Source organism: Streptomyces sp. NPDC127595 (genome assembly GCF_042671685.1).
Taxonomy (GTDB): domain Bacteria; phylum Actinomycetota; class Actinomycetes; order Streptomycetales; family Streptomycetaceae; genus Streptomyces.
On record NZ_JBHXWK010000002.1, the window covers coordinates 38265 to 56008 of the forward strand.

20 protein-coding genes are annotated in these 17744 nt (G+C 70.0%); 12 read left to right on the forward strand and 8 right to left on the reverse strand.

Annotation, left to right across the window (positions count from 1 at the left end):
* Positions 1-92: 92 nt before the first annotated feature.
* Both ACFVKT_RS06550 and ACFVKT_RS06555 read right to left on the reverse strand, forming a co-directional pair.
* Positions 93-761: a class I SAM-dependent methyltransferase gene (locus ACFVKT_RS06550; protein ID WP_385728253.1), complete on the reverse strand. Its 669-nt coding sequence runs from the start codon at positions 759-761 to the stop codon at positions 93-95.
* A gap of 26 nt (positions 762-787) precedes the next feature.
* On the reverse strand, positions 788-1918 hold the full coding sequence (locus ACFVKT_RS06555; protein WP_385728256.1) for a serine hydrolase domain-containing protein: 1131 nt from the start codon (positions 1916-1918) through the stop codon (positions 788-790).
* Between the two features lie 296 nt (positions 1919-2214).
* Between ACFVKT_RS06555 and ACFVKT_RS06560 the strand changes: the two genes are divergently transcribed.
* Positions 2215-2859: a PadR family transcriptional regulator gene (locus tag ACFVKT_RS06560; RefSeq protein ID WP_385728258.1), complete on the forward strand. Its 645-nt coding sequence runs from the start codon at positions 2215-2217 to the stop codon at positions 2857-2859.
* 116 nt (positions 2860-2975) lie between these two features.
* Here ACFVKT_RS06560 and ACFVKT_RS06565 read toward each other — a convergent pair whose 3' ends face one another.
* Positions 2976-3404, reverse strand: a complete 429-nt coding sequence (locus ACFVKT_RS06565; RefSeq protein WP_385728260.1) for an SRPBCC family protein — start codon at positions 3402-3404, stop codon at positions 2976-2978.
* A 147-nt stretch (positions 3405-3551) separates the two neighbouring features.
* Positions 3552-3719: a hypothetical protein gene (locus ACFVKT_RS06570; protein ID WP_385728262.1), complete on the reverse strand. Its 168-nt coding sequence runs from the start codon at positions 3717-3719 to the stop codon at positions 3552-3554.
* Positions 3720-3937: 218 nt separating this feature from the next.
* Here ACFVKT_RS06570 and ACFVKT_RS06575 point away from each other — a divergent pair, with 218 nt between their 5' ends.
* The 3 genes from ACFVKT_RS06575 to ACFVKT_RS06585 all read left to right on the forward strand — a co-directional run bounded on the left by ACFVKT_RS06575 (position 3938) and on the right by ACFVKT_RS06585 (position 6772).
* The gene (locus tag ACFVKT_RS06575) at positions 3938-4486 is read left to right on the forward strand and encodes a Clp protease N-terminal domain-containing protein (RefSeq protein ID WP_385728264.1); all 549 of its coding nucleotides are present in this window, start codon (positions 3938-3940) and stop codon (positions 4484-4486) included.
* 85 nt (positions 4487-4571) lie between these two features.
* Complete coding sequence (locus ACFVKT_RS06580) at positions 4572-5594, forward strand: DMT family transporter (RefSeq protein ID WP_385728266.1); 1023 nt, start codon at positions 4572-4574, stop codon at positions 5592-5594.
* Between the two features lie 206 nt (positions 5595-5800).
* Positions 5801-6772: a DMT family transporter gene (locus ACFVKT_RS06585; RefSeq protein ID WP_385728268.1), complete on the forward strand. Its 972-nt coding sequence runs from the start codon at positions 5801-5803 to the stop codon at positions 6770-6772.
* A 70-nt stretch (positions 6773-6842) separates the two neighbouring features.
* Here ACFVKT_RS06585 and ACFVKT_RS06590 read toward each other — a convergent pair whose 3' ends face one another.
* Positions 6843-7544: a pyridoxamine 5'-phosphate oxidase family protein gene (locus tag ACFVKT_RS06590; RefSeq protein WP_385728270.1), complete on the reverse strand. Its 702-nt coding sequence runs from the start codon at positions 7542-7544 to the stop codon at positions 6843-6845.
* 23 nt (positions 7545-7567) lie between these two features.
* Here ACFVKT_RS06590 and ACFVKT_RS06595 point away from each other — a divergent pair, with 23 nt between their 5' ends.
* A complete protein-coding gene (locus tag ACFVKT_RS06595; protein ID WP_385728272.1) occupies positions 7568-8899 on the forward strand; it encodes an aminotransferase class I/II-fold pyridoxal phosphate-dependent enzyme in 1332 nt (443 codons plus the stop codon).
* A 1-nt stretch (position 8900) separates the two neighbouring features.
* On the opposite strand, the gene ACFVKT_RS06600 is transcribed toward ACFVKT_RS06595, so the two are convergent.
* The gene (locus tag ACFVKT_RS06600; protein ID WP_385729878.1) at positions 8901-9839 is read right to left on the reverse strand and encodes a DMT family transporter; all 939 of its coding nucleotides are present in this window, start codon (positions 9837-9839) and stop codon (positions 8901-8903) included.
* A gap of 71 nt (positions 9840-9910) precedes the next feature.
* Between ACFVKT_RS06600 and ACFVKT_RS06605 the strand changes: the two genes are divergently transcribed.
* Positions 9911-10813 carry a LysR family transcriptional regulator gene (locus tag ACFVKT_RS06605; RefSeq protein WP_385728274.1) on the forward strand — a complete coding sequence of 301 codons (903 nt, stop codon included), beginning with the start codon at positions 9911-9913 and terminating at the stop codon, positions 10811-10813.
* A gap of 23 nt (positions 10814-10836) precedes the next feature.
* Here ACFVKT_RS06605 and ACFVKT_RS06610 read toward each other — a convergent pair whose 3' ends face one another.
* Positions 10837-11304 carry a pyridoxamine 5'-phosphate oxidase family protein gene (locus tag ACFVKT_RS06610; RefSeq protein WP_385728276.1) on the reverse strand — a complete coding sequence of 156 codons (468 nt, stop codon included), beginning with the start codon at positions 11302-11304 and terminating at the stop codon, positions 10837-10839.
* Positions 11305-11506: 202 nt separating this feature from the next.
* Between ACFVKT_RS06610 and ACFVKT_RS06615 the strand changes: the two genes are divergently transcribed.
* Positions 11507-12157, forward strand: a complete 651-nt coding sequence (locus ACFVKT_RS06615; protein WP_385728278.1) for a cysteine hydrolase — start codon at positions 11507-11509, stop codon at positions 12155-12157.
* A 27-nt stretch (positions 12158-12184) separates the two neighbouring features.
* On the opposite strand, the gene ACFVKT_RS06620 is transcribed toward ACFVKT_RS06615, so the two are convergent.
* The gene (locus tag ACFVKT_RS06620; RefSeq protein ID WP_385728280.1) at positions 12185-12604 is read right to left on the reverse strand and encodes a Rieske (2Fe-2S) protein; all 420 of its coding nucleotides are present in this window, start codon (positions 12602-12604) and stop codon (positions 12185-12187) included.
* Between the two features lie 334 nt (positions 12605-12938).
* Here ACFVKT_RS06620 and ACFVKT_RS06625 point away from each other — a divergent pair, with 334 nt between their 5' ends.
* The 5 genes from ACFVKT_RS06625 (at position 12939) to ACFVKT_RS06645 (ending at position 17721) form a co-directional block, all read left to right on the forward strand.
* Entirely contained in the window at positions 12939-13730 is a 792-nt protein-coding gene (locus ACFVKT_RS06625) for a HipA family kinase (RefSeq protein WP_385728282.1), read from the forward strand.
* The gene (locus ACFVKT_RS06630; protein WP_385728284.1) at positions 13727-14110 is read left to right on the forward strand and encodes a DUF3037 domain-containing protein; all 384 of its coding nucleotides are present in this window, start codon (positions 13727-13729) and stop codon (positions 14108-14110) included. The genes ACFVKT_RS06625 and ACFVKT_RS06630 overlap by 4 nt, the downstream gene beginning before the upstream one ends.
* Positions 14111-14322: 212 nt before the next feature.
* On the forward strand, positions 14323-15084 hold the full coding sequence (fabG, locus tag ACFVKT_RS06635) for a 3-oxoacyl-ACP reductase FabG (RefSeq protein WP_384388170.1): 762 nt from the start codon (positions 14323-14325) through the stop codon (positions 15082-15084).
* A gap of 17 nt (positions 15085-15101) precedes the next feature.
* Positions 15102-15863 carry an SDR family oxidoreductase gene (locus ACFVKT_RS06640; RefSeq protein ID WP_385728286.1) on the forward strand — a complete coding sequence of 254 codons (762 nt, stop codon included), beginning with the start codon at positions 15102-15104 and terminating at the stop codon, positions 15861-15863.
* Positions 15864-16134: 271 nt separating this feature from the next.
* Positions 16135-17721 carry an ABC transporter substrate-binding protein gene (locus ACFVKT_RS06645; protein WP_385728288.1) on the forward strand — a complete coding sequence of 529 codons (1587 nt, stop codon included), beginning with the start codon at positions 16135-16137 and terminating at the stop codon, positions 17719-17721.
* The last annotated feature ends 23 nt before the right edge of the window (positions 17722-17744 follow it).

Genomic DNA, 17744 nt, shown 5'->3' on the forward strand with positions numbered 1-17744 from the left:
CCGGCACCGCCGCCCGCGTGCGGGCTCGGGAGCGATCTGCATCCTTCTGTTGGGTGAGACGCGTGGACTCGGTTCGTCGGGAGGACGGTTGGCTATGACGACAAGGGCGGTTCGGGCTTTCGTGCCAGAAAGGTGGCGATGGTCCTCCGCGCTCCTTCGCCAGGCTCCTGCAGTAGTTGAGAGGTGACGACCAGTCCGGCCCGGCCCAACAGCGTGACGATCCGATCCGGCGGCTGCAGGTGGGACTCGTAGGACACCGGATGGCCGCCGTACGCATGCGTGGGACGCAGATGTACGTCGTCTCCCACGTGGCCGGCCAACATCAGATGGCCGCCGGGCGCGAGCGTGCGATGGAACTCGGCGAACACGACGGGCAACTGCTCCGGCGGCGTGTGGTGGGTGGAGTAGTAGGCCAGGATGCCGCCGAGTTCGTTGTCCTTGATCGCCAGTGCGGTCATCGACCCCACGGCGAAGTCCAGGCTCGGGTAGGCCTGCCGGGCGAGTTCGATCATCTTCGGGGACAGGTCGATACCGAAGGGGCGTATCCCCAGGTCTGCCAGATGCGCCGTGACTTTGCCGGGGCCGCATCCCAGGTCTGCGACCGGCCCACGGTCGGCGGCCCGCACGACTTCGGCGAACGCGGCCAGCATCGCGCGCGACAACGGATCCAACTCCGTTGGTTTCTGGACCAGTTGTGCGTAGTCGGCGGCGACGGTGTCGTACGACTCCCTGACCGCGGCAAGGTAGGTGGGCTCAGTCACGCGGGCGACTCTAGAGGTGTTGGTGGTTACGAGGGGCAGAGTGCGGCGGTCATCAGGGCGAGGGCCGCGGGGCTTGCGTCGGTGTCGGGGCCCCAGTCGGTCCAGTTCACGGTGACTTGGCGGGCGCCGTCGAGCGAGTGGAAGGAGACGGTGCGGTAGCCGGGGGCGCCGCCGCCGTGGCCCGCGATCGTGCCGCAGGGGAGCGTGGCCGTCTCCAGGCCGAGGCCCCTGCCGGCGCCGCTGGTGTCGGTGGTCATCTCGTGCAGCTCGGCCGGGCGCAGGAGGCCGCCGCTGAGGAGGGCGCGGAAGAAGTGGTCGAGGTCGGCGGTGGTGGAGATGATCTCGCCGGCGGGGCCGGCGATGGACATGTTGACGGTGGTGTAGTCGACCGGGACAACGCTCCTGTCCCCTTTCTCCACCGGTTCGTAGCCGTGGGAGTGAGGCCCGGTGATGAAGGTCGAGGAGCCCGGAAGACGGGTGTCCCGGAGTCCGAGGGGCCGGATGACGCGCTGGTCGATTTCGGTGCGGTACGAGCGGCCGGTGACCCTTTCGACGATCATCCCGAGCACGATGTAGTTCGTGTTGGAGTACTGGTGATCGGTGCCCGGCGGGAACAGCAGCGGGCGGATCCGGTCGCCGTCCTTGACGGCCCGGCGGACCAGCTCGGCGGATGTCCAGGTGCGGAAACGGTCGTAGGGGGCGTCGCCGTCGAGCAGTCCCTCGGTGTATTCGGGCAGACCGCTGGAGTGGTCGAGCAGTTCCCGGACCGTGATCCGGTCGCCTCCGAGGGCGGGGACGAGCCCCGGGAGCCACCGCTCGGCGGTGTCGGAGAGGTGCAACCGCCCCTCGCCCACCAGTTGGAGCACCACGGTGGCGGTGAACGTCTTGGTGACGCTCCCGGCGCGAAAGCGGCCGTCCACGGGCGCCGACTGCCGCCCGTTGAGCCTGGACTTGCCACTGCTGCCGCGCCATACGGCAATGCCCTGCCGTACCTCGGCGACCGCACCAACCGCACCGGTCGCCGTCACCCGGTCCAGCGCCGTCTGTAACGCGGTTCCGTCGGGTACGACGGCGGGCGCGGCGACCGCACTGCCCGCCGTGGGAACCAGCACGCACAACGTCAGGAACGCCAACGCCCCGAATCGTGAGCCCCTCATCCTTCTTCTCCCGCCCTCGCTGTCCCCGTGGTCCGCGTCGTGGTGGCGAGGACGATGCTGCCCGTCCACGCCGACGCGACGGATCCACCCGGGGAACGAGGGGGATTCCCGGATCCCTGGGCTCTCCCACCCCTGGTCCGAGGCCGGGGGTGCACCTAGGGGTGGCCGCGAACGCGCGCGGATGACCGAGCCCGGCGGAGTGGGTGAATTTGATGCCATGGAGGATTGCCAGGATCGTCGTTCCGATATATCGTTGACGCATCGCGACCGATCAACGATGGAATGGAGTGATTGCGATGCGTTCCCATGGACAGGAATTCGGATACGAGCGTGGACAGGGAGAAGGCGGGTCCGGCCATCGGGGTCGGGGCGGCTTCGAGGGGCGGCGCAGGGCTTTCGGGCCCTTCGGACCGGGTGGTCCCGGTGGCCCCGGCTTTGGCGGACCGGGCTTCGGCCCTGGTCCCTGGGGTGGACGTGGCGGCCGGGGCGGAATGAGGGGGAGGGCGCGGCGCGGCGACGTGCGCGCGTCGATCCTGGCTCTGCTCAAGGACCGGCCCATGCATGGTTACGAGATGATCCAGGAGATCGCCGAGCGCAGCGGCGGGGCGTGGAAGCCCAGCCCGGGTTCGGTGTACCCGACCCTTCAGCTGCTGGAGGACGAGGGCCTGATCACCAGTGCGGCCGAGGGCGGCAAGAAGCTGTTCTCGCTCACCGAGGCCGGCCGCACCGCGGCCGACGAGGGCCCCGACGCGCCTTGGGAAGAGGCCGGGCGCGGGGTCGACTGGGAGACGCTGCACGAGATCCGGCAGGCCGGGTTCGGCCTCATGGAAGCCTTCGGGCAGGTCTGGAAGACCGGCAACAAGGACCAGCGCGACAAGGCGCTGGCGGTCATCAACGAAACCCGCAAGAAGCTGTACCTGATCCTCGCTGACGAGGACTGACGAGAGCTGGCGAGGCCTTACGGCAGCGTGCTGTCGTACCTCGTACCTCGATGCGCCCCGCGGAAGCCTTTCCGCGGGGCGCATCTCCGTGTGCGGCCCTGTGTGGCCGGGTGTGCTCAGGTCACCAGCCCGGCGAGCTTGCGCAGCGACTCGTCGAGCGCGGCCGTCGCCGAGTCCTTGAGCTTGCCCGCCATCAGGGAGACGGCCGCGCCGGTGAACTCCCCGTCGATGCGTACCGTCGTGGCCTCGCCGTCGGGGGTCAGGGTGTAGCGGGTGGTGACGTTCACCGACATCGGGCCCTTCCCGCTGATGGCCAGCGTGCGGGCGGGTTCCAGCTCGTCGATGGTCCAGTTGACCTCGGCCGGGAAGCCCATGAGCTTCATGTTCTCCTCGAACGTGGCGCCGGTCTGGAGTGAGGCGGGGCCGCCCTTCGGGAAGTTGGTGTGGGTCGAGTTCCACTCGCCGTACGAGGAGAAGTCCGTGAGTTGCGCCCAGACCTTCTCGGCAGGCGCCTCGATGCGTGCTTCCGCGCTGACTTCGGCCATCCGGCCACCCCTTTGTGTCGGGTGCTGCGTCCGGCGCAGCTACGGTGTCGCGGAAGGTAGCCGCAGGCTCCTCAACATTCAATACTGATGAACCGTCAGGAATGGGCGGAGTGCGGGCTCGCCGCTGGAACGGGCCGAGGCGGAGAATCAGCCCACCCGCTGTATCACCGCCGCGTCGAACAGGTCCCACGCGCGGGGGAAGGGCCCTTCGTCGTGACAGTGCCAGGCCTCCCAGAACAGGTCGGCGAGCAGCGCGTCCCCAGGGGCGTACACCCGGTACACGTACTGCCTGCCGTCGACCGCAGGCAGGGCCACCAGCCAACACCTGCTCTCCATGTCCCTGAGGGACGAGCGCCGGAGCGTCCCGGTTGCGCATGGGGCGCGAAGCGAGAGGGCACGCGCCCCTGGGATGAAACGGCGCGATGTCATCCGTAAGGAGGAGAACCCGCGCAGGCATGCCCACCTTGTGTCGGACGTGAGAATGCTGCCCGCCGGGGATGACCCGGCGCGCAGGGACTGATGAGGTAGGGGTTGTGCCATCCCGTATCCCTCAACAGCCCGCCGCCGAGAGCGGCCCGCACCGCACCGAACTCGATGCCAGGCTCAGCGCCGAGCTGGCTTCGATGATCTCCGGTGCGCGCAGGAGAGCGCTGAGGGACGGGGACAAGCAGATCGACACGGCCCATCTGCTGCACTCACTGCTGGAATCCGACCCTGAGGTGCGCGCGGTCTTCGACAGCGGACCGCAGGTCGCCCGGCTGCTCGGCTACCTCGTGCAGCGCAGCATCGGCTACGGGCTGCGCTGGCAGAGCACCGTCGAGGACTCCGGTGCCGTACCGATGGTGGCCGAGGCGGGCTGGTCCCCGGCGGCGGCCGGTGCCATGGAGGAGGCGTGCGAGCGGGCCGTACTGCGTGGCGACGAGCGGGCCCGCGGCGTCGATCTGCTGGCGGCGGTCGTCGTCGATCCCCAGTCGCGGGCCGTCGAGGTGCTCGGGCGCGCGGGCGTGGACGCCGGGGTGCTGCTGGGGCGGATCCAGGCCGGGTTCGAGGAGTACGTCGGCGGCGGCGACGTGGGGTCCTGAGTTCACTCGCAGTCGCTGAGGCCGGCGTCCAGACGCTGAGACAGGTGTCATCGGGGGTGACGCTCATGTCGCCTCCTGTCATCATGTGCCAGTGCATACGTCTCAGGGCAGTCAGGGCAACCGTGGGCGGGGTATCGGCCTCGGCCTCGCGCTGGCATCGGCGGTTGCCTTCGGCGGATCGGGTGTCGCCGCCAAGCCGTTGATCGAGGCGGGTCTCGATCCGCTCCACGTGGTGTGGCTGAGGGTCGCGGGCGCCGCGCTGGTGATGCTGCCGCTGGCCGTACGTCACCGGAGCCTGCTGCGCAGCCACCCCGCACTGCTCGCCGGCTTCGGACTGCTCGCCGTGGCCGGTGTGCAGGCCTGCTACTTCGCCGCGATCTCCCGGATCCCCGTCGGGGTCGCGCTGCTCGTCGAGTACCTCGCGCCCGCGCTCGTGCTCGGCTGGGTGCGGTTCGTGCAGCGCCGGCCCGTGACGCGCGCCGCGGCCCTCGGAGTCGTCCTCGCGGTCGGCGGGCTGGCCTGCGTGGTCGAGGTGTGGTCGGGGCTGAGCTTCGACGTCGTAGGACTGCTGCTGGCGCTCGGTGCCGCCTGCTGCCAGGTCGGCTACTTCGTGCTCTCCGACCAGGGCAGCGACGCGGGGGACAAGGCTCCTGCCCCGCTCGGGGTCATCGCGTACGGCCTGCTCGTCGGCGCCTTCGTGCTGACCGTGGTCTCCCGCCCCTGGAACATGGACTGGTCCGTGCTCGGGGGCACCGCGGAGATGGACGGGACCGCCGTCGCCGCCTCCCTGCTCCTCGGCTGGATCGTGCTGATCGCGACGGTCGTCGCCTACGTCACCGGAGTGCTCTCCGTGCGCAGGCTCTCGCCGCAGGTCGCGGGCGTCGTGGCCTGCCTCGAAGCGGTCATCGCCACCGTCCTCGCCTGGGTGCTGCTCGGCGAGCACCTCTCGGCGCCGCAGATCGTCGGCGGTGCGGTGGTGCTGGTCGGCGCGTTCATCGCGCAGTCGTCGGCGCCGGCCAAGGCTTCCGAGGGCGCGGTCGCCGCAGGCGCGGGTGACGGTCCGGAAAGCTCCGAAAGGGAGTTGTCGGCCCGTGGGAGCGCCGTCTAGGGTGTCGATCATGCATTCGGACGCACTCGTTCTTCCGCCTCCGGCCGCCTGAGGCGGGCCCTCCGGAGTACATTGCCCGGCTGAGCCGCCGGGCACAACGGTGCTGCCCGCAGACGAGGTCCGAGGACCCTCCCGTTGCCTGTGCCTCCGTGCACGGACGGAGACGTGGTCCTTCCTGAACTTCTGCGTATCTGCGGAGAGAACACGTGTCGAATGCCGTTTCCGGCCTGCCCGTCGGGCGAGGCCTCCTCTATCTGATCGTCGCCGGTGCCGCCTGGGGCACCGCGGGCGCCGCCGCGTCGCTGGTCTACCGGGCCAGTGACATGGGGCCGATCGCCCTTTCCTTCTGGCGCTGCGCGGGCGGACTCGTGCTGCTGCTCGCCGTGCGCCTGCCGCGGCGCCGGGTCAGGCCCGCCGTGCGTGAGCCGCTCAACCGCAAGATTCTGCGGATCGGCGTCACGGGCTTCGGGCTGGCCGTCTTCCAGACCGCCTACTTCGCCGCCGTCGAAGCGACCGGCCTTGCCGTGGCGACCGTTGTCACGCTGGGCGCAGGCCCCGTACTCATCGCTCTCGGGGCACGCGTGACCATGGGTGAGCGGCTCGGCAGGGGCGGGATGGCCGCTGTCGTCGGCGCGCTGTGCGGGCTCGCGGTGCTGGTGCTCGGCAGCGGGGAGGCGACGGTGCGGCCCTACGGGGTCGTGCTCGCGGTCGTGTCCGCGGCCGGGTACTCCGTGATGACCCTGCTCACGCGCTGGTGGGGGCGCGACGGCGGCGCGGACGCGTCCGCTACGACCGTCTGGGCCTTCGCCGTGACCACCGTCTGCCTGCTCCCCTTCGGCCTGGCCGAGGGGATGGTCCCGCATGCCGCCCAACCGGCGCACGTACTGGCCCTGTTGGCGTACATCGCCGCCGTCCCCACGGCCCTGGCATACGGCCTGTACTTCGCCGGGGCCGCTGTCGTGCGGTCGGCGACCGTCTCCGTGGTGATGCTCCTGGAGCCGGTGAGCGCCGCCGTGCTGGCCGTCGCACTGCTCGGTGAGCGACTCACCACGGCGACGCTCGCGGGCACCTTGCTGATGCTGGGATCGGTCGCCGGGCTCGCGGTGGCGGAAGCGCGGAGCGCGGCGGCCGGACGGCGTCAGCCGGAAGGGGAGCGGGGGGAGAAGGTGCTGATCTGACGTGACTGCGGGGGAGCGACGACGGGGGCGGCCCTGCCCTCGTCGGCGCCGCTGAGTCCGTTTATCGGCATCACAGCGCCGCCAGGTAGTCCGGAACCTCGATGCCGGCGGCGAGGTCCACGGAGGGGATCGGGGCGCCGTACCCCCTGGTCAGGGGGAGAACCCCGGTCCAGTGGGGGAGCGAGAGGTCCTCGGGCTCGTCGTTCGGGCCGCCGGTGCGGAGCTTCGCGGAGACCTCGTTCAGGTCGAGGCTGATCACGGCGGTGGCTGCCAGTTCCTTGGCGTTGGCGGGGCGCGAGTCGGACGAACGGCCGGGCACGACATGGTCGACGAGTGCGTCCAGAGCCGTCCGCCGCTCGTCCGGGTCCGTCACCTCGTGGGCGATGCCGTGCACCACCACCGAGCGGTAGTTGATCGAGTGGTGGAAGGCGGACCGGGCCAGCACCAGACCGTCCACATGCGTGACGGTCAGGCAGACCGGCAGTCCGGGATCGGCCTGGCCGGTCATCCGCAGGGGGCGCGAGCCCGTCGAACCGTGTACATAGAGGCGCTCGCCGACGCGTCCGTAGAGGGTGGGGAGCACGACCGGAGCGCCGTCGCGGACGAAGCCGAGGTGGCAGACGTAACCCTCGTCGAGTATCGAGTGGACCAGTTCCTTGTCGTACGCGGCGCGCTTCGCGGAACGGGTGGGGACGGTGCGGTCGGTCGGGGTGTAGGCGGCGGGCTGCGCCGTCCCGGGCTGCGTGCTCGTCTCCGGCATTGCGTTCTCCATTGTACTAGTGCATAATCTTGTTTGTGCTAGGAGAGTATCGGATCGAAGGCCGGGGCGCAGCCGAGATTGCGGCGAGCGTCGAGCGTGCGGTGGGGGCGGGGGAGCTGGAACCGGGGCGACTGCTGCCGCCCATGCGGGAGTTGGCCGCGCAGCTCGGGGTGAATCCCAATACCGTCGCGGCCGCCTATCGCACGCTGCGGGAGCGCGGGGTGATCGAGACCGCGGGCCGCCGGGGCAGCCGTATCCGCGCCAAGCCGGCCACGACGGGGCGCGACTACATCCGGGTCGAGGTGCCGGACGGCGTACGGAATCTGGCGGACGGGAATCCCGATCGCGCGCTGCTGCCCGGCCTCGCCGAGGCGTTCGCGGTGGCGGCGGAGCGGTCGGACCGGGAGCCCGTGATGTACGGGGAGGCGGCTGTCGAGCCGGAGTTGGCGCGGCTCGCGCGCGCCGAACTCGACGCCGACTCGGTGCCCGAGGGCCCTGTCGTCGTCACCTCCGGATCGCTCGACGCCATCGAGCGAGTGCTGGTGACCCACCTCAAACCCGGGGACGCGGTCGCCGTCGAGGATCCCGGCTGGGGCAGTCTGCTCGACCTCGTGCCGGCGCTCGGGCTGCGTGTCGTCGCCATGGGCGTCGACGACGAGGGCCCGGTCCCGGACGACGTACGGCGCGCGCTGGACGCCGGTGCGCGGGCCCTGATCGTCACGGGCCGCGCACAGAACCCGACCGGAGCCGCCGTGACCGGCACGCGCGCGCGTGCCCTGCGTTTCGTGCTCAAGAAGTATCCGTCGACCCTGCTCATCGAGGACGACCACGGGCACCGGATCGTCGACCTGCCGCTGCATCCACTGGCCGGTACGACCCGGCACTGGGCGCTGGTCCGCTCGGTCGCCAAGGCGTACGGGCCTGATCTGCGGCTCGCCGTGCTGACCGGAGATCCCGTCACCATGGACCACGTGCACGGGCGCCAGCGGCTCGGGCCTGGCTGGGTGAGCCACCTGTTGCAGCGTGCGGTCGTGGAGCTGTGGACCAGCGGCGCGGTGGACGTACCGGCCGTGGCGGCGTCGTACGAACGGCGACGCGACGCGCTGATCGGTGCCCTCGACGAGCGGGGTGTCGCGGCGCGGGGGCGCAGCGGGATGAACGTGTGGGTTCCCGTGCCGGACGAGACCGGGGCGGTCGCCCGGCTGCTGCACGCCGGCTGGGCCGTGGCGCCCGGGGCGCGATTCAGGGTGAGCGCGCCGCCCGGTCTGCGGATCACTGTCTCCACTCTCACGCCGGGCGACATCGAGCCGTTGGCGGACGCGGTGGCCTCCGCCGTCGCACCCGCGTCAGCCCGCCATTACGCGTGAGTCATCGGCGTGCCTTGGACTGGGTGAGCGCCGCCCCCGCCAGCACGATGACCGCACCGACCGGTGTCGACCAGGCCAGCGACTCGCCGAGGATCGCGACGCCGGCCGCCGCGGCTACGACCGGGATGAAGTACGTGACCATCTGGGCCGTCGTCGGGCCGACTTCCGCGACCAGGCCGTACTGGATGAGGACGGCGAGACCCGTGCCGAGGGTGCCCAGGGCGGCGATCGCGAGCAGCGGGACGAGCGGGAAGCGGCTCGGCAGGGTGGTGAACAGCGGGGTGACGAGGGCCAGTTGGACGGTGGCAAGGAGCAACTGAGCGCCGGTCATCGACAGATGCGAGTGGCCGGTGCCGGCCAGTGTGCGGCGAATGTAGATCCAGCCGATCGGGTAGCACAGCGAGGCCGTCAGGGCCATCGCCGTGCCCGTGGCGTCCAGGCCGTGGAAGCCCTGCCAGGCACCGAGGACTGTCAGTACGCCTATGAAGCCGATGCCGAGACCGGCGACCCTGCGCCTGGTCGGCCGGTCCTCGGAGAGGGCGACCATGGACAGGGCCATGCCCCAGAGTGGCGAGGTCGCGTTGCAGATGCCCGCGAGGGTGGAGGGGATCGTCAGCTCGGAGTAGGCGAAGAGCGAGAACGGCAGCGCGTTGAGCAGGAGGGCCGCGACCGCGAGGTGCCCCCAGGTCCGTGCCCCGCGCGGCAGCCGCTCCCGCTTCACCGCCATCGCGGTCGCGAGGACCGCGGTCCCGAACACCAGCCGTCCGAGCGTGACTTGGAACGGCGCGTACCCCTCCGTGCCGACCTTGATGAGCAGGAAACTGAAGCCCCAGATCAGGGAGAGGACGCCGAAACGGATCCGCCAGTCGAGGGCGGCGCGGCGGCGGGGACTCTCGTCGGTCGGGGGGACGGTGCGGGCGTGACGACGGCGCTCATGGATCCAAAGATGAGGCAGAACGATCTCGTAGCACAAGCGAGATTTAGAGTCAGATATCTCGTAGCATTGCTTACATGTTGAACCTGGAGCGCCTGCGCACTCTCGACGCCCTCGCCCGGCACGGCTCGGTGAGCGGCGCGGCCGACGGGCTGCATGTCACCACGTCCGCCGTCTCCCAGCAGATGTCCAAGCTGGAGCGTGAGGTGGGGCAGCAGCTCCTCGCCAAGAACGGGCGCGGGGTGCGTCTCACCGACGCCGGTCGGCTGCTCGCCGATCATGCCGCGCGGATCCTGTCGCAGGTCGAACTCGCCCAGTCCGACCTCGAGGCGCAGCGCGGGCAAGTGGTCGGGGAGCTGCGGCTGGCCGCGTTTCCGACGGCCGCGCGCGGGCTGTTCCCCGCCGTGCTCGGTGCGCTGCGGGCCGAGCATCCCGGGCTGCGGGTGCGTTCGCGGGAGCTGGAGCCCGAGCATGGAGTCGCGGGTCTGGTCCGCGGCGATCTCGACCTGGCCGTCGTGCTCGACTGGTACAACAAGCCGCTGCCCGTGCCCGAAGGGCTGGTCAAGGCCACCCTCCTCGACGATCCCGCGGACGTCGCGATGCCCGAGGGGCACCCGCTCGCCGGCCGGGACACGGTCGACCTGGAGGACTTCGCGGACGACGAGTGGATCTCCTGGCCCGAGGGTGAGTTCTGTCATGAGTGGCTGGTGTACACGCTGCGCGCCAAGGGGATAGAGCCCCGGATCGCCCATCTCGCAGGTGAGCATCACACCCAACTCGCCTTGGTCGCGGCCGGGTTGGGTGTCTGCGTCGCACCCCGCCTCGGCCGCGACCCGATGCCGGCCGGGGTGCGGACCGTGCCCGTGCGGCATCGAGTCCACCGGTATGTGCACGCGGTGTGGCGCGAGGACGCCGACCGGCGGCCGTCCATCAGGGCGGCGGTGGAGGCGCTCAGGAGGACGGGGCGGGCGGTGGCCTGAGCCGGGGCGCAACTGACCGAGGGCTACAGCGCGGCGAGCTTCCGGAAGTCCCAGGAAGCGATCACGTCCGGCGTCAGCCGCATCCACGCGTGCCTGCCGTCGTGCGGCAGCTCGTCGAGGCCGAAGTTCTTCCGGGCGAACAGGCGCTCCACCGCGGTGAGTTCGGGGACGTCTTCGCCCGTGCGAGGCACCTCGCCGACGAACTCGACGGTGCCGGACAGCTCGGCGCCCCGCAGCTCGTCGTACTCCTCCCCGGCGTCGACGACCACGGCGACGCGCGGATCGCGGCGCAGGTCGGCCCAGCGTTTGCTGCGGGTGATCGAGTACAGCCAGAGCGAGGTGCCGTCCCAGACGAACCACAGAGTGCTCGCGTGCGGGGCGCCGTCCGCGGAGACGGTCGCGACCCGGCAAGTGCGCTCGCTGCTCAGGAACTTGTCCAGCTCGCCGGGCGTCATCATGATCCTCCGGCCCCGGCGCTGAGTGACGGCCATACGGTCCCCTCTTCTGTGACGTACCCGGTGTACATGGCGGGATCTGGCACCCAAGGTATCTGACGGTGCGTCAGGAAAGCATGGGCTCTCTTCCGTCCTGGCGCAATGGTCGTTAGTCTCGCCCGCTCTGACAGTTCCCGCCCGACAGTGTTGCCCGCTCCGACAGTCTCGCCGCTCCGACCGCCCGCGACCAGGGGGAGCCATGCCGTCGTACGAACAGCTCAGTGAACTCCTAGACCCCGTCACCACCGTGCTGCTCACCGTCGAGTGCCAGCAGGGTGTCGTGGGGCAGGACAGCGCGCTGCCCGAACTCGCCAAGGAGGCGCGGTCGTCGGGGGCGCTGGTGAACGTCGCGAAGCTGGTCGCCGCCGCGCACGAGAGCGGGGTACAGGTCATCCACGCGATCGCCGAGCGCCGCCCGGACGGCCGGGGCGCCAATCGCAACGCCAGGCTGTTCCGCGCGGCCGAGCGGCTCCCCGTACAGCAGTTGACGGGGACCACGGCGGTGCGGATCGTGCCGCCCATCGAGGTCGCCGAGGAGGACTTCGTCGTACGGCGTCTGCACGGGCTGTCGCCGATCACGGGTACCGATGTCGACGCGCTGCTGCGCAACCTGGGCTGCCGCACCCTGGTCGTGACGGGCGTCTCGGCCAACGTCGCCATTCCCAACACCGTGTTCGACGCCGTGAACCGTGGCTACACGGCCGTGGTGCCCGCCGACGCCATCGCGGGTGTGCCCTCCGACTACACCCCCGTGATGATCCGCAACACGCTCTCCCTGGTGGCCACGATTACGTCGACCGACGACGTACTGGCCTGCTTCAAGCGTCCGCGTCGCGTCCCGCGGACGTGAATTCCGCCTCGTACACACGGAACCGGTTCACGCCAGGGTGATCGAGTCCCCGTCCACCGTGATGTTCGCGGCGGCCAGGGGCTGGGTCGCCGGGCCCTTCTTGACACTGCCGTCCGCGGCGGAGAACTCGCTGTTGTGGCACGGACAGGTGATCACGTTGTTCGCGATGCCCTTCACGGCACAGCCCTGGTGGGTGCACTTCGACGAGAACGCCTTGTACGTGCCCGCGGCCGGCTGGGTCACCACCACGCCCTGCGCCTCGAAGACCTTGCCGCCGCCCTCGGGAATGTCCGAGGTCTTCGCGAGAACGGTACCGGCGGCGGAGCCGGAGGACTCGTTCTCCGACCCGCACGCGGTCAGCGCGACGGCGATTCCCGCGGCTCCCACCGCTGCCACGACTGTGCGGCGGGACGGCGCCGAAACGGGCTGAAGCGATTCGCTGGTCATGCTGGTTTCCCCTTTACGGTACGAAATGTCGATCCGCACAGGAGTACGGCCCGGCCGCGGGCACCGTTCAGGGTGAGCGTCCTCTTGACGCGATCGAGATCCTGGGAACGGCCGGCCTGCTCAGATGGACCCCGCCTGGTCCTGGGCAGCCTCCGCGGGCACCGTTACCGGCTGCGGCCCGGGTGCCATGGCGGCGGGGTCGGTGTGCAGTCCGAAGAAGACGCGCCGCCGGCGCGTCGGCCGCATCGAGACCTGGCCTCAACTCCCGGCGTGAGTCGCGATTCGGGCAGGTGCGCCTCGATCTTGGAGATCAGCCGCCCGATAGCCTGGGGAAATGCTCAACGAAGTGATCGCGACCCGCTACATCACGCCCCTGCGTGAGGGCGGTTCGTTGCCCGGGCTCGTGGAGGCCGACGATCTCGGTATGTACGTCATGAAGTTCATCGGCGCCGGGCAGGGCCGCAAGACGCTGGTCGCCGAGGTCGTGTGCGGTGAACTCGCCCGCCGGCTGGGTCTGCGCGTGCCCGGGCTCGTGACGATCGGCCTCGACCCGGTCCTCGGGCTCGGCGAACCGGACCAGGAGGTCCAGGCGCTGCTGAAGTCGAGCGGTGGGCTGAACCTCGGGATGAACTTCCTCTCCCGCGCGATCGGCTTCGACTCCCTCGCGCACCGCGTCAGCCCCGAGGAGGCCGGACGGATCGTCTGGTTCGACGCGCTGGTCAACAACGTCGACCGCTCCTGGCGCAACCCCAACATGCTCGTGCTCCACGGCGAGCTGTGGCTCATCGACCACGGCGCCACGATGATCTGGCACCACAACTGGCCCGGAGCACAGGCTTCCGCCGCCAAGCCGTACGACGCCACCGACCACGCACTCGCGCCCTTCGGGCCGGACATCGCCTCCGCCGCCGCGGAACTGGCGCCCCTGGTCACGGAGGAACTGCTCGCCGAGGTGACCGCCCAGATCCCGGACGAATGGCTCGACGGGGAACCCGGTTTCGACACGACGGACGCCCTGCGGCGGGCGTACGCCGAACCGCTGCTCGCGCGCGCCGCCGGCATCCATGAGCGCGTCAAGGGCATCGACGGCAGCGAGAGCGCCGACGGAACGAAGGGGACCAAGTGAGCGAGCGGGACGTCTTCGAGTACGCGCTGCTGCGGGTGGTTCCCCGCGTCGAGCGCGGCGAGTGCTTCAACGCGGGTGTGCTGGTGTACTGCCGGGCCAAGTCGTTCGTCGCCGCCCGCACGCATCTGGACGAGACGAAGTTGCGGGCGCTGGATCCGGAGGCCGACGTGCCGGGCGTACGGGCCGCGCTGCGCGCTGTCGAAGGGGTCTGCGCGGGAGGGGAAGCGGCAGGTCAGGCGGCGCACGACGACGCCGGACGGCGCTTTCGCTGGCTGATCGCGCCCCGCTCCACAGTCGTGCAGCCCGGGCCCGTGCACACGGGGCTGACCGCGGATCCGGAGTCCGAGGTGGAGCGGCTGCTCGCGCTGCTGGTCAGGTAATGGATCACACGCGCGCGGTGTGACGTTGACACCGGGTGCCAGGGCTTCTAGCGTCACGTCTACCGAAGGTACTAAGCGGTCGCTCACTGGACGGGCGTACCGTGTGAGCCGCAGGGCAGGTCAGGCTGCGGGGCCCATTCGGACCGCAGAGCTTTTCAGGCCGCAGGACAAGTTCAGGCCGCAGGGCTTTTCAAGGGCGAGGAGAACCAGCAATGTCCACCACTGAGCAGCGCGTCGCCGTAGTCACCGGTGCCGCGCGCGGCATCGGTGCCGCGACCGCCGTACGACTGGCCGCCGAGGGCCGCGCCGTCGCGGTGATCGACCTCGACGAGGCCGCGTGCAAGGACACCGTCGAGAAGATCACCGCCGCCGGTGGCAAGGCCATCGCGGTCGGCTGCGACGTCTCCGACGAGGCCCAGGTCGAGGCGGCCGTCGCGCGGATCGCCGAGGAGCTCGGTGCGCCGACGATCCTGGTGAACAACGCGGGCGTGCTCCGCGACAACCTGCTGTTCAAGATGAGCACGTCCGACTGGGACACGGTCATGAACGTGCATCTGCGCGGCGCCTTTCTGATGGCGAAGGCCGTTCAGAAGCACATGGTCGACGCGAAGTTCGGCCGGATCGTCAACCTTTCCTCCTCCTCCGCGCTCGGCAACCGCGGCCAGGCCAACTACTCCGCCGCCAAGGCCGGTCTGCAGGGCTTCACCAAGACGCTCGCCTTCGAGCTCGGCAAGTTCGGTGTCACCGCGAACGCCGTGGCCCCCGGCTTCATCGTCACCGACATGACCGCCGCGACGGCCGCCCGCATCGGCATGGGCTTCGAGGACTTCCAGGCCGCCGCCGCGACCCAGATCCCCGTGCAGCGCGTCGGCAACCCGGACGACATCGCCAACGCGATCGCCTTCTTCACGGGCGAGGCGGCCGGATTCGTCTCCGGCCAGGTGCTGTACGTCGCCGGCGGACCGCTCAACTGAAGCCGGGGGACACGGACATGACCACACTCCCCGAGCTCTCGGGCAAGGTCGCGCTCATCACCGGCGCGAGCCGCGGCATCGGCTACGGCGTCGCCGAGGCCCTGATCGCCCGCGGTGACCGCGTCTGCATCACCGGCCGCAACGAGGACTCCCTCAAGGAGGCCGTCGAGGCACTCGGTGCCGACCGCGTCATCGGCGTCGCGGGCAAGGCCCACGACGAGGCGCACCAGGCCGTCGCCGTCGAGCGCACCATGGAGGCCTTCGGCCGCGTCGACTACCTGGTCAACAACGCCGGTACGAACCCGGTGTTCGGCCCCATCGCCGACCTCGACCTGAACGTGGCGCGCAAGGTCTTCGAGACCAACGTCGTCTCTGCGCTCGGTTTCGCCCAGCGGACCTGGCACGCCTGGCAGAAGGACAACGGCGGAGCGATCGTCAACATCGCCTCCCTGGCAGGCATCTCGGCCTCGCCGTTCATCGGCGCGTACGGCATGAGCAAGGCCGCCATGGTCAACCTGACCCTGCAACTGGCGCACGAGTTCGCGCCCAAGGTGCGGGTCAACTCGATCGCGCCCGCCGTCGTCAAGACCAAGTTCGCGCAGGCGCTCTACGAGGGCCGTGAGGAGGAGGTCGTCGCGGCCTACCCGCTCGGCCGGCTCGGTGTCCCCTCGGACATCGGCGGCGCCGCCGCGTTCCTCACCTCGCAGCAGTCGGACTGGATCACCGGCCAGACGCTGGTGATCGACGGCGGCATCTTCCTCAACGCCGGGGTGGGATGACGTCAGCGCCGGGGCGCCGCGCCTTGACACGGACGGCGCCCCTGTCGACGTAGAAAACGGGCCAGCCTCGACGCACGAAATCGCCCCCTGTGCCGACATACAAGTTGACAGAAATCGCACCCGCGTCAACGCATCGCGGACGCACATCAGCATGACAACGTAGTCACATACGTGCTGATCAAGTGCCCTGCCGGGAACACGGTTCCCCCGGCGGGGTACTGCGGTATGGTCTGCCGTCGTCCCTTGGTACGGCAGATCGAGGAGCGAGCGCGTGTTCAACCGGAATCGGAACCGATCGCTGCGGCAGCTGGCGACGCTGACGTCGATATCCCTGGTGGCCGGGTGCGGCGTCCTGTCCTCGGGCGCGCCGGCGGACGAGGGGCCGATCGTCGTGGGTACGACCAGCGCGCCGAGCACGCTGGATCCGGCGGCCTCCTGGGACGGCTCCTGGGAGCTGTTCCGCAATATCTACCAGACGCTGCTGAGCTATCCCAACGGCTCGGTCGAGCCTGCGCCCGACGCGGCCGAGAGCTGCAAGTTCACGGACGCGTCGAATCGTACGTACAGCTGTCGGCTGCGTGCGGACATGAAGTTCTCCGACGGGGACAAGCTCGACGCCCGGGCGGTCAAGTACTCGATCGACCGGATCAGGACCATCGGTGTGGTCGGCGGCCCCGCGGGACTGCTGGGCAGCCTCGACCGGGTCCAGGCTTTGAGCGACCGTGACGTCGTCTTCCACCTCAACCAGTCAGACGCGACCTTCCCGTTCGTGCTCGCCACGCCCGCGATGTCGATCGTCGATCCCGATGACTACCCCCTCGACGCCCTGCGCAAGGACGGCCACGTCTCCGGGTCCGGGCCCTACATCCTGCGGTCCTACGAAGAGGGCAAGCAGGCCGAACTCGTCGGCAACGACCGCTACAAGGGCTTCGCCGACCGCAAGAACGACGCGGTGTCCATCCGCTACTTCCAGGACTCGGCGCAGATGGTCGCAGCTCTCCGCGACAAGGACATCGACGTCACCTACCGCGGCCTCGCGGCCGCGGACATCGTCTCCCTCCGCGGGCAGGACCGGGACAAGGGCATCCAGCTCATCGAGGGCGCGGGCACCGAGATCAGCTACCTGGTGTTCAACCCGAAGGACAAGTGGGCCGCAATACCCGCCGTGCGCAAGGCCGTTGCCCAGATCATCGACCGGCCGGCGATCGCGAACAAGATCTACAAGGACACCGTCGAGCCGCTGTACTCCATGGTCCCGAAGGGGCTGACCGGCCACACGGTGGGCTTCTTCGACGACTACGGGTCCCCCAGTTCGTCCAAGGCACGGCAGTTGCTCCTGGAGGCGGGCATCACCGAGCGCGTCCCGCTCACCTTCTGGTACACGACCGACCGCTACGGCTCCGAGACGGCACCCGAGTTCCGGGAGCTCAAGAGGCAGTTGGAGGACTCCGGCCTGTTCACGGTCACCCTCAAGAGCCGTCCCTGGAAGACGTATGAAGAGGGCTACCGCAAGGGCGAGTACCCGGTGTTCGGGCGAGGCTGGTTCCCCGACTTCCCGGACGCCGAGAACTTCATCGCGCCCTTCGTGGGCGAGGAGAACGCGCTCGGTACGCCGTATCCGTCCCCGTACATCACCAGCAACCTGCTTCCCGAGTCACGCCGTGAGACCGACCGCGGAGCCGTGGTCAAGGAGTTCGAGGAGGCCCAGCAGATCCTCGTGGACGACGCCCGGCTGCTGCCGTTGTGGCAGGGCAAGCAGTACGTGGCCGCGAGCGAGGACATCTCGGGTGGCGAGGTCGCCCTGGACCCGTCGACGATCATGACGATGTGGGCGCTGTACCGGAAGACCAGCTGGTAGCGCGGAGGCTCGGACCCGGATGC

Excerpts from the sequence above, each read along its gene's own strand:
- ACFVKT_RS06590 (WP_385728270.1), bottom strand. The coding sequence starts at position 7,544 with ATGGAGAACGCAATGCCGGAGACGAGCACGCAGCCCGGGACGGCGCAG.
- ACFVKT_RS06610 (WP_385728276.1), bottom strand. The coding sequence starts at position 11,304 with ATGGCCGTCACTCAGCGCCGGGGCCGGAGGATCATGATGACGCCCGGC.
- ACFVKT_RS06555 (WP_385728256.1), bottom strand. The coding sequence starts at position 1,918 with ATGAGGGGCTCACGATTCGGGGCGTTGGCGTTCCTGACGTTGTGCGTG.
- ACFVKT_RS06560 (WP_385728258.1), top strand. The coding sequence starts at position 2,215 with ATGCGTTCCCATGGACAGGAATTCGGATACGAGCGTGGACAGGGAGAA.
- fabG (WP_384388170.1), top strand. The coding sequence starts at position 14,323 with ATGTCCACCACTGAGCAGCGCGTCGCCGTAGTCACCGGTGCCGCGCGC.
- ACFVKT_RS06620 (WP_385728280.1), bottom strand. The coding sequence starts at position 12,604 with ATGACCAGCGAATCGCTTCAGCCCGTTTCGGCGCCGTCCCGCCGCACA.
- ACFVKT_RS06640 (WP_385728286.1), top strand. The coding sequence starts at position 15,102 with ATGACCACACTCCCCGAGCTCTCGGGCAAGGTCGCGCTCATCACCGGC.
- ACFVKT_RS06615 (WP_385728278.1), top strand. The coding sequence starts at position 11,507 with ATGCCGTCGTACGAACAGCTCAGTGAACTCCTAGACCCCGTCACCACC.
- ACFVKT_RS06625 (WP_385728282.1), top strand. The coding sequence starts at position 12,939 with ATGCTCAACGAAGTGATCGCGACCCGCTACATCACGCCCCTGCGTGAG.
- ACFVKT_RS06605 (WP_385728274.1), top strand. The coding sequence starts at position 9,911 with ATGTTGAACCTGGAGCGCCTGCGCACTCTCGACGCCCTCGCCCGGCAC.
- ACFVKT_RS06565 (WP_385728260.1), bottom strand. The coding sequence starts at position 3,404 with ATGGCCGAAGTCAGCGCGGAAGCACGCATCGAGGCGCCTGCCGAGAAG.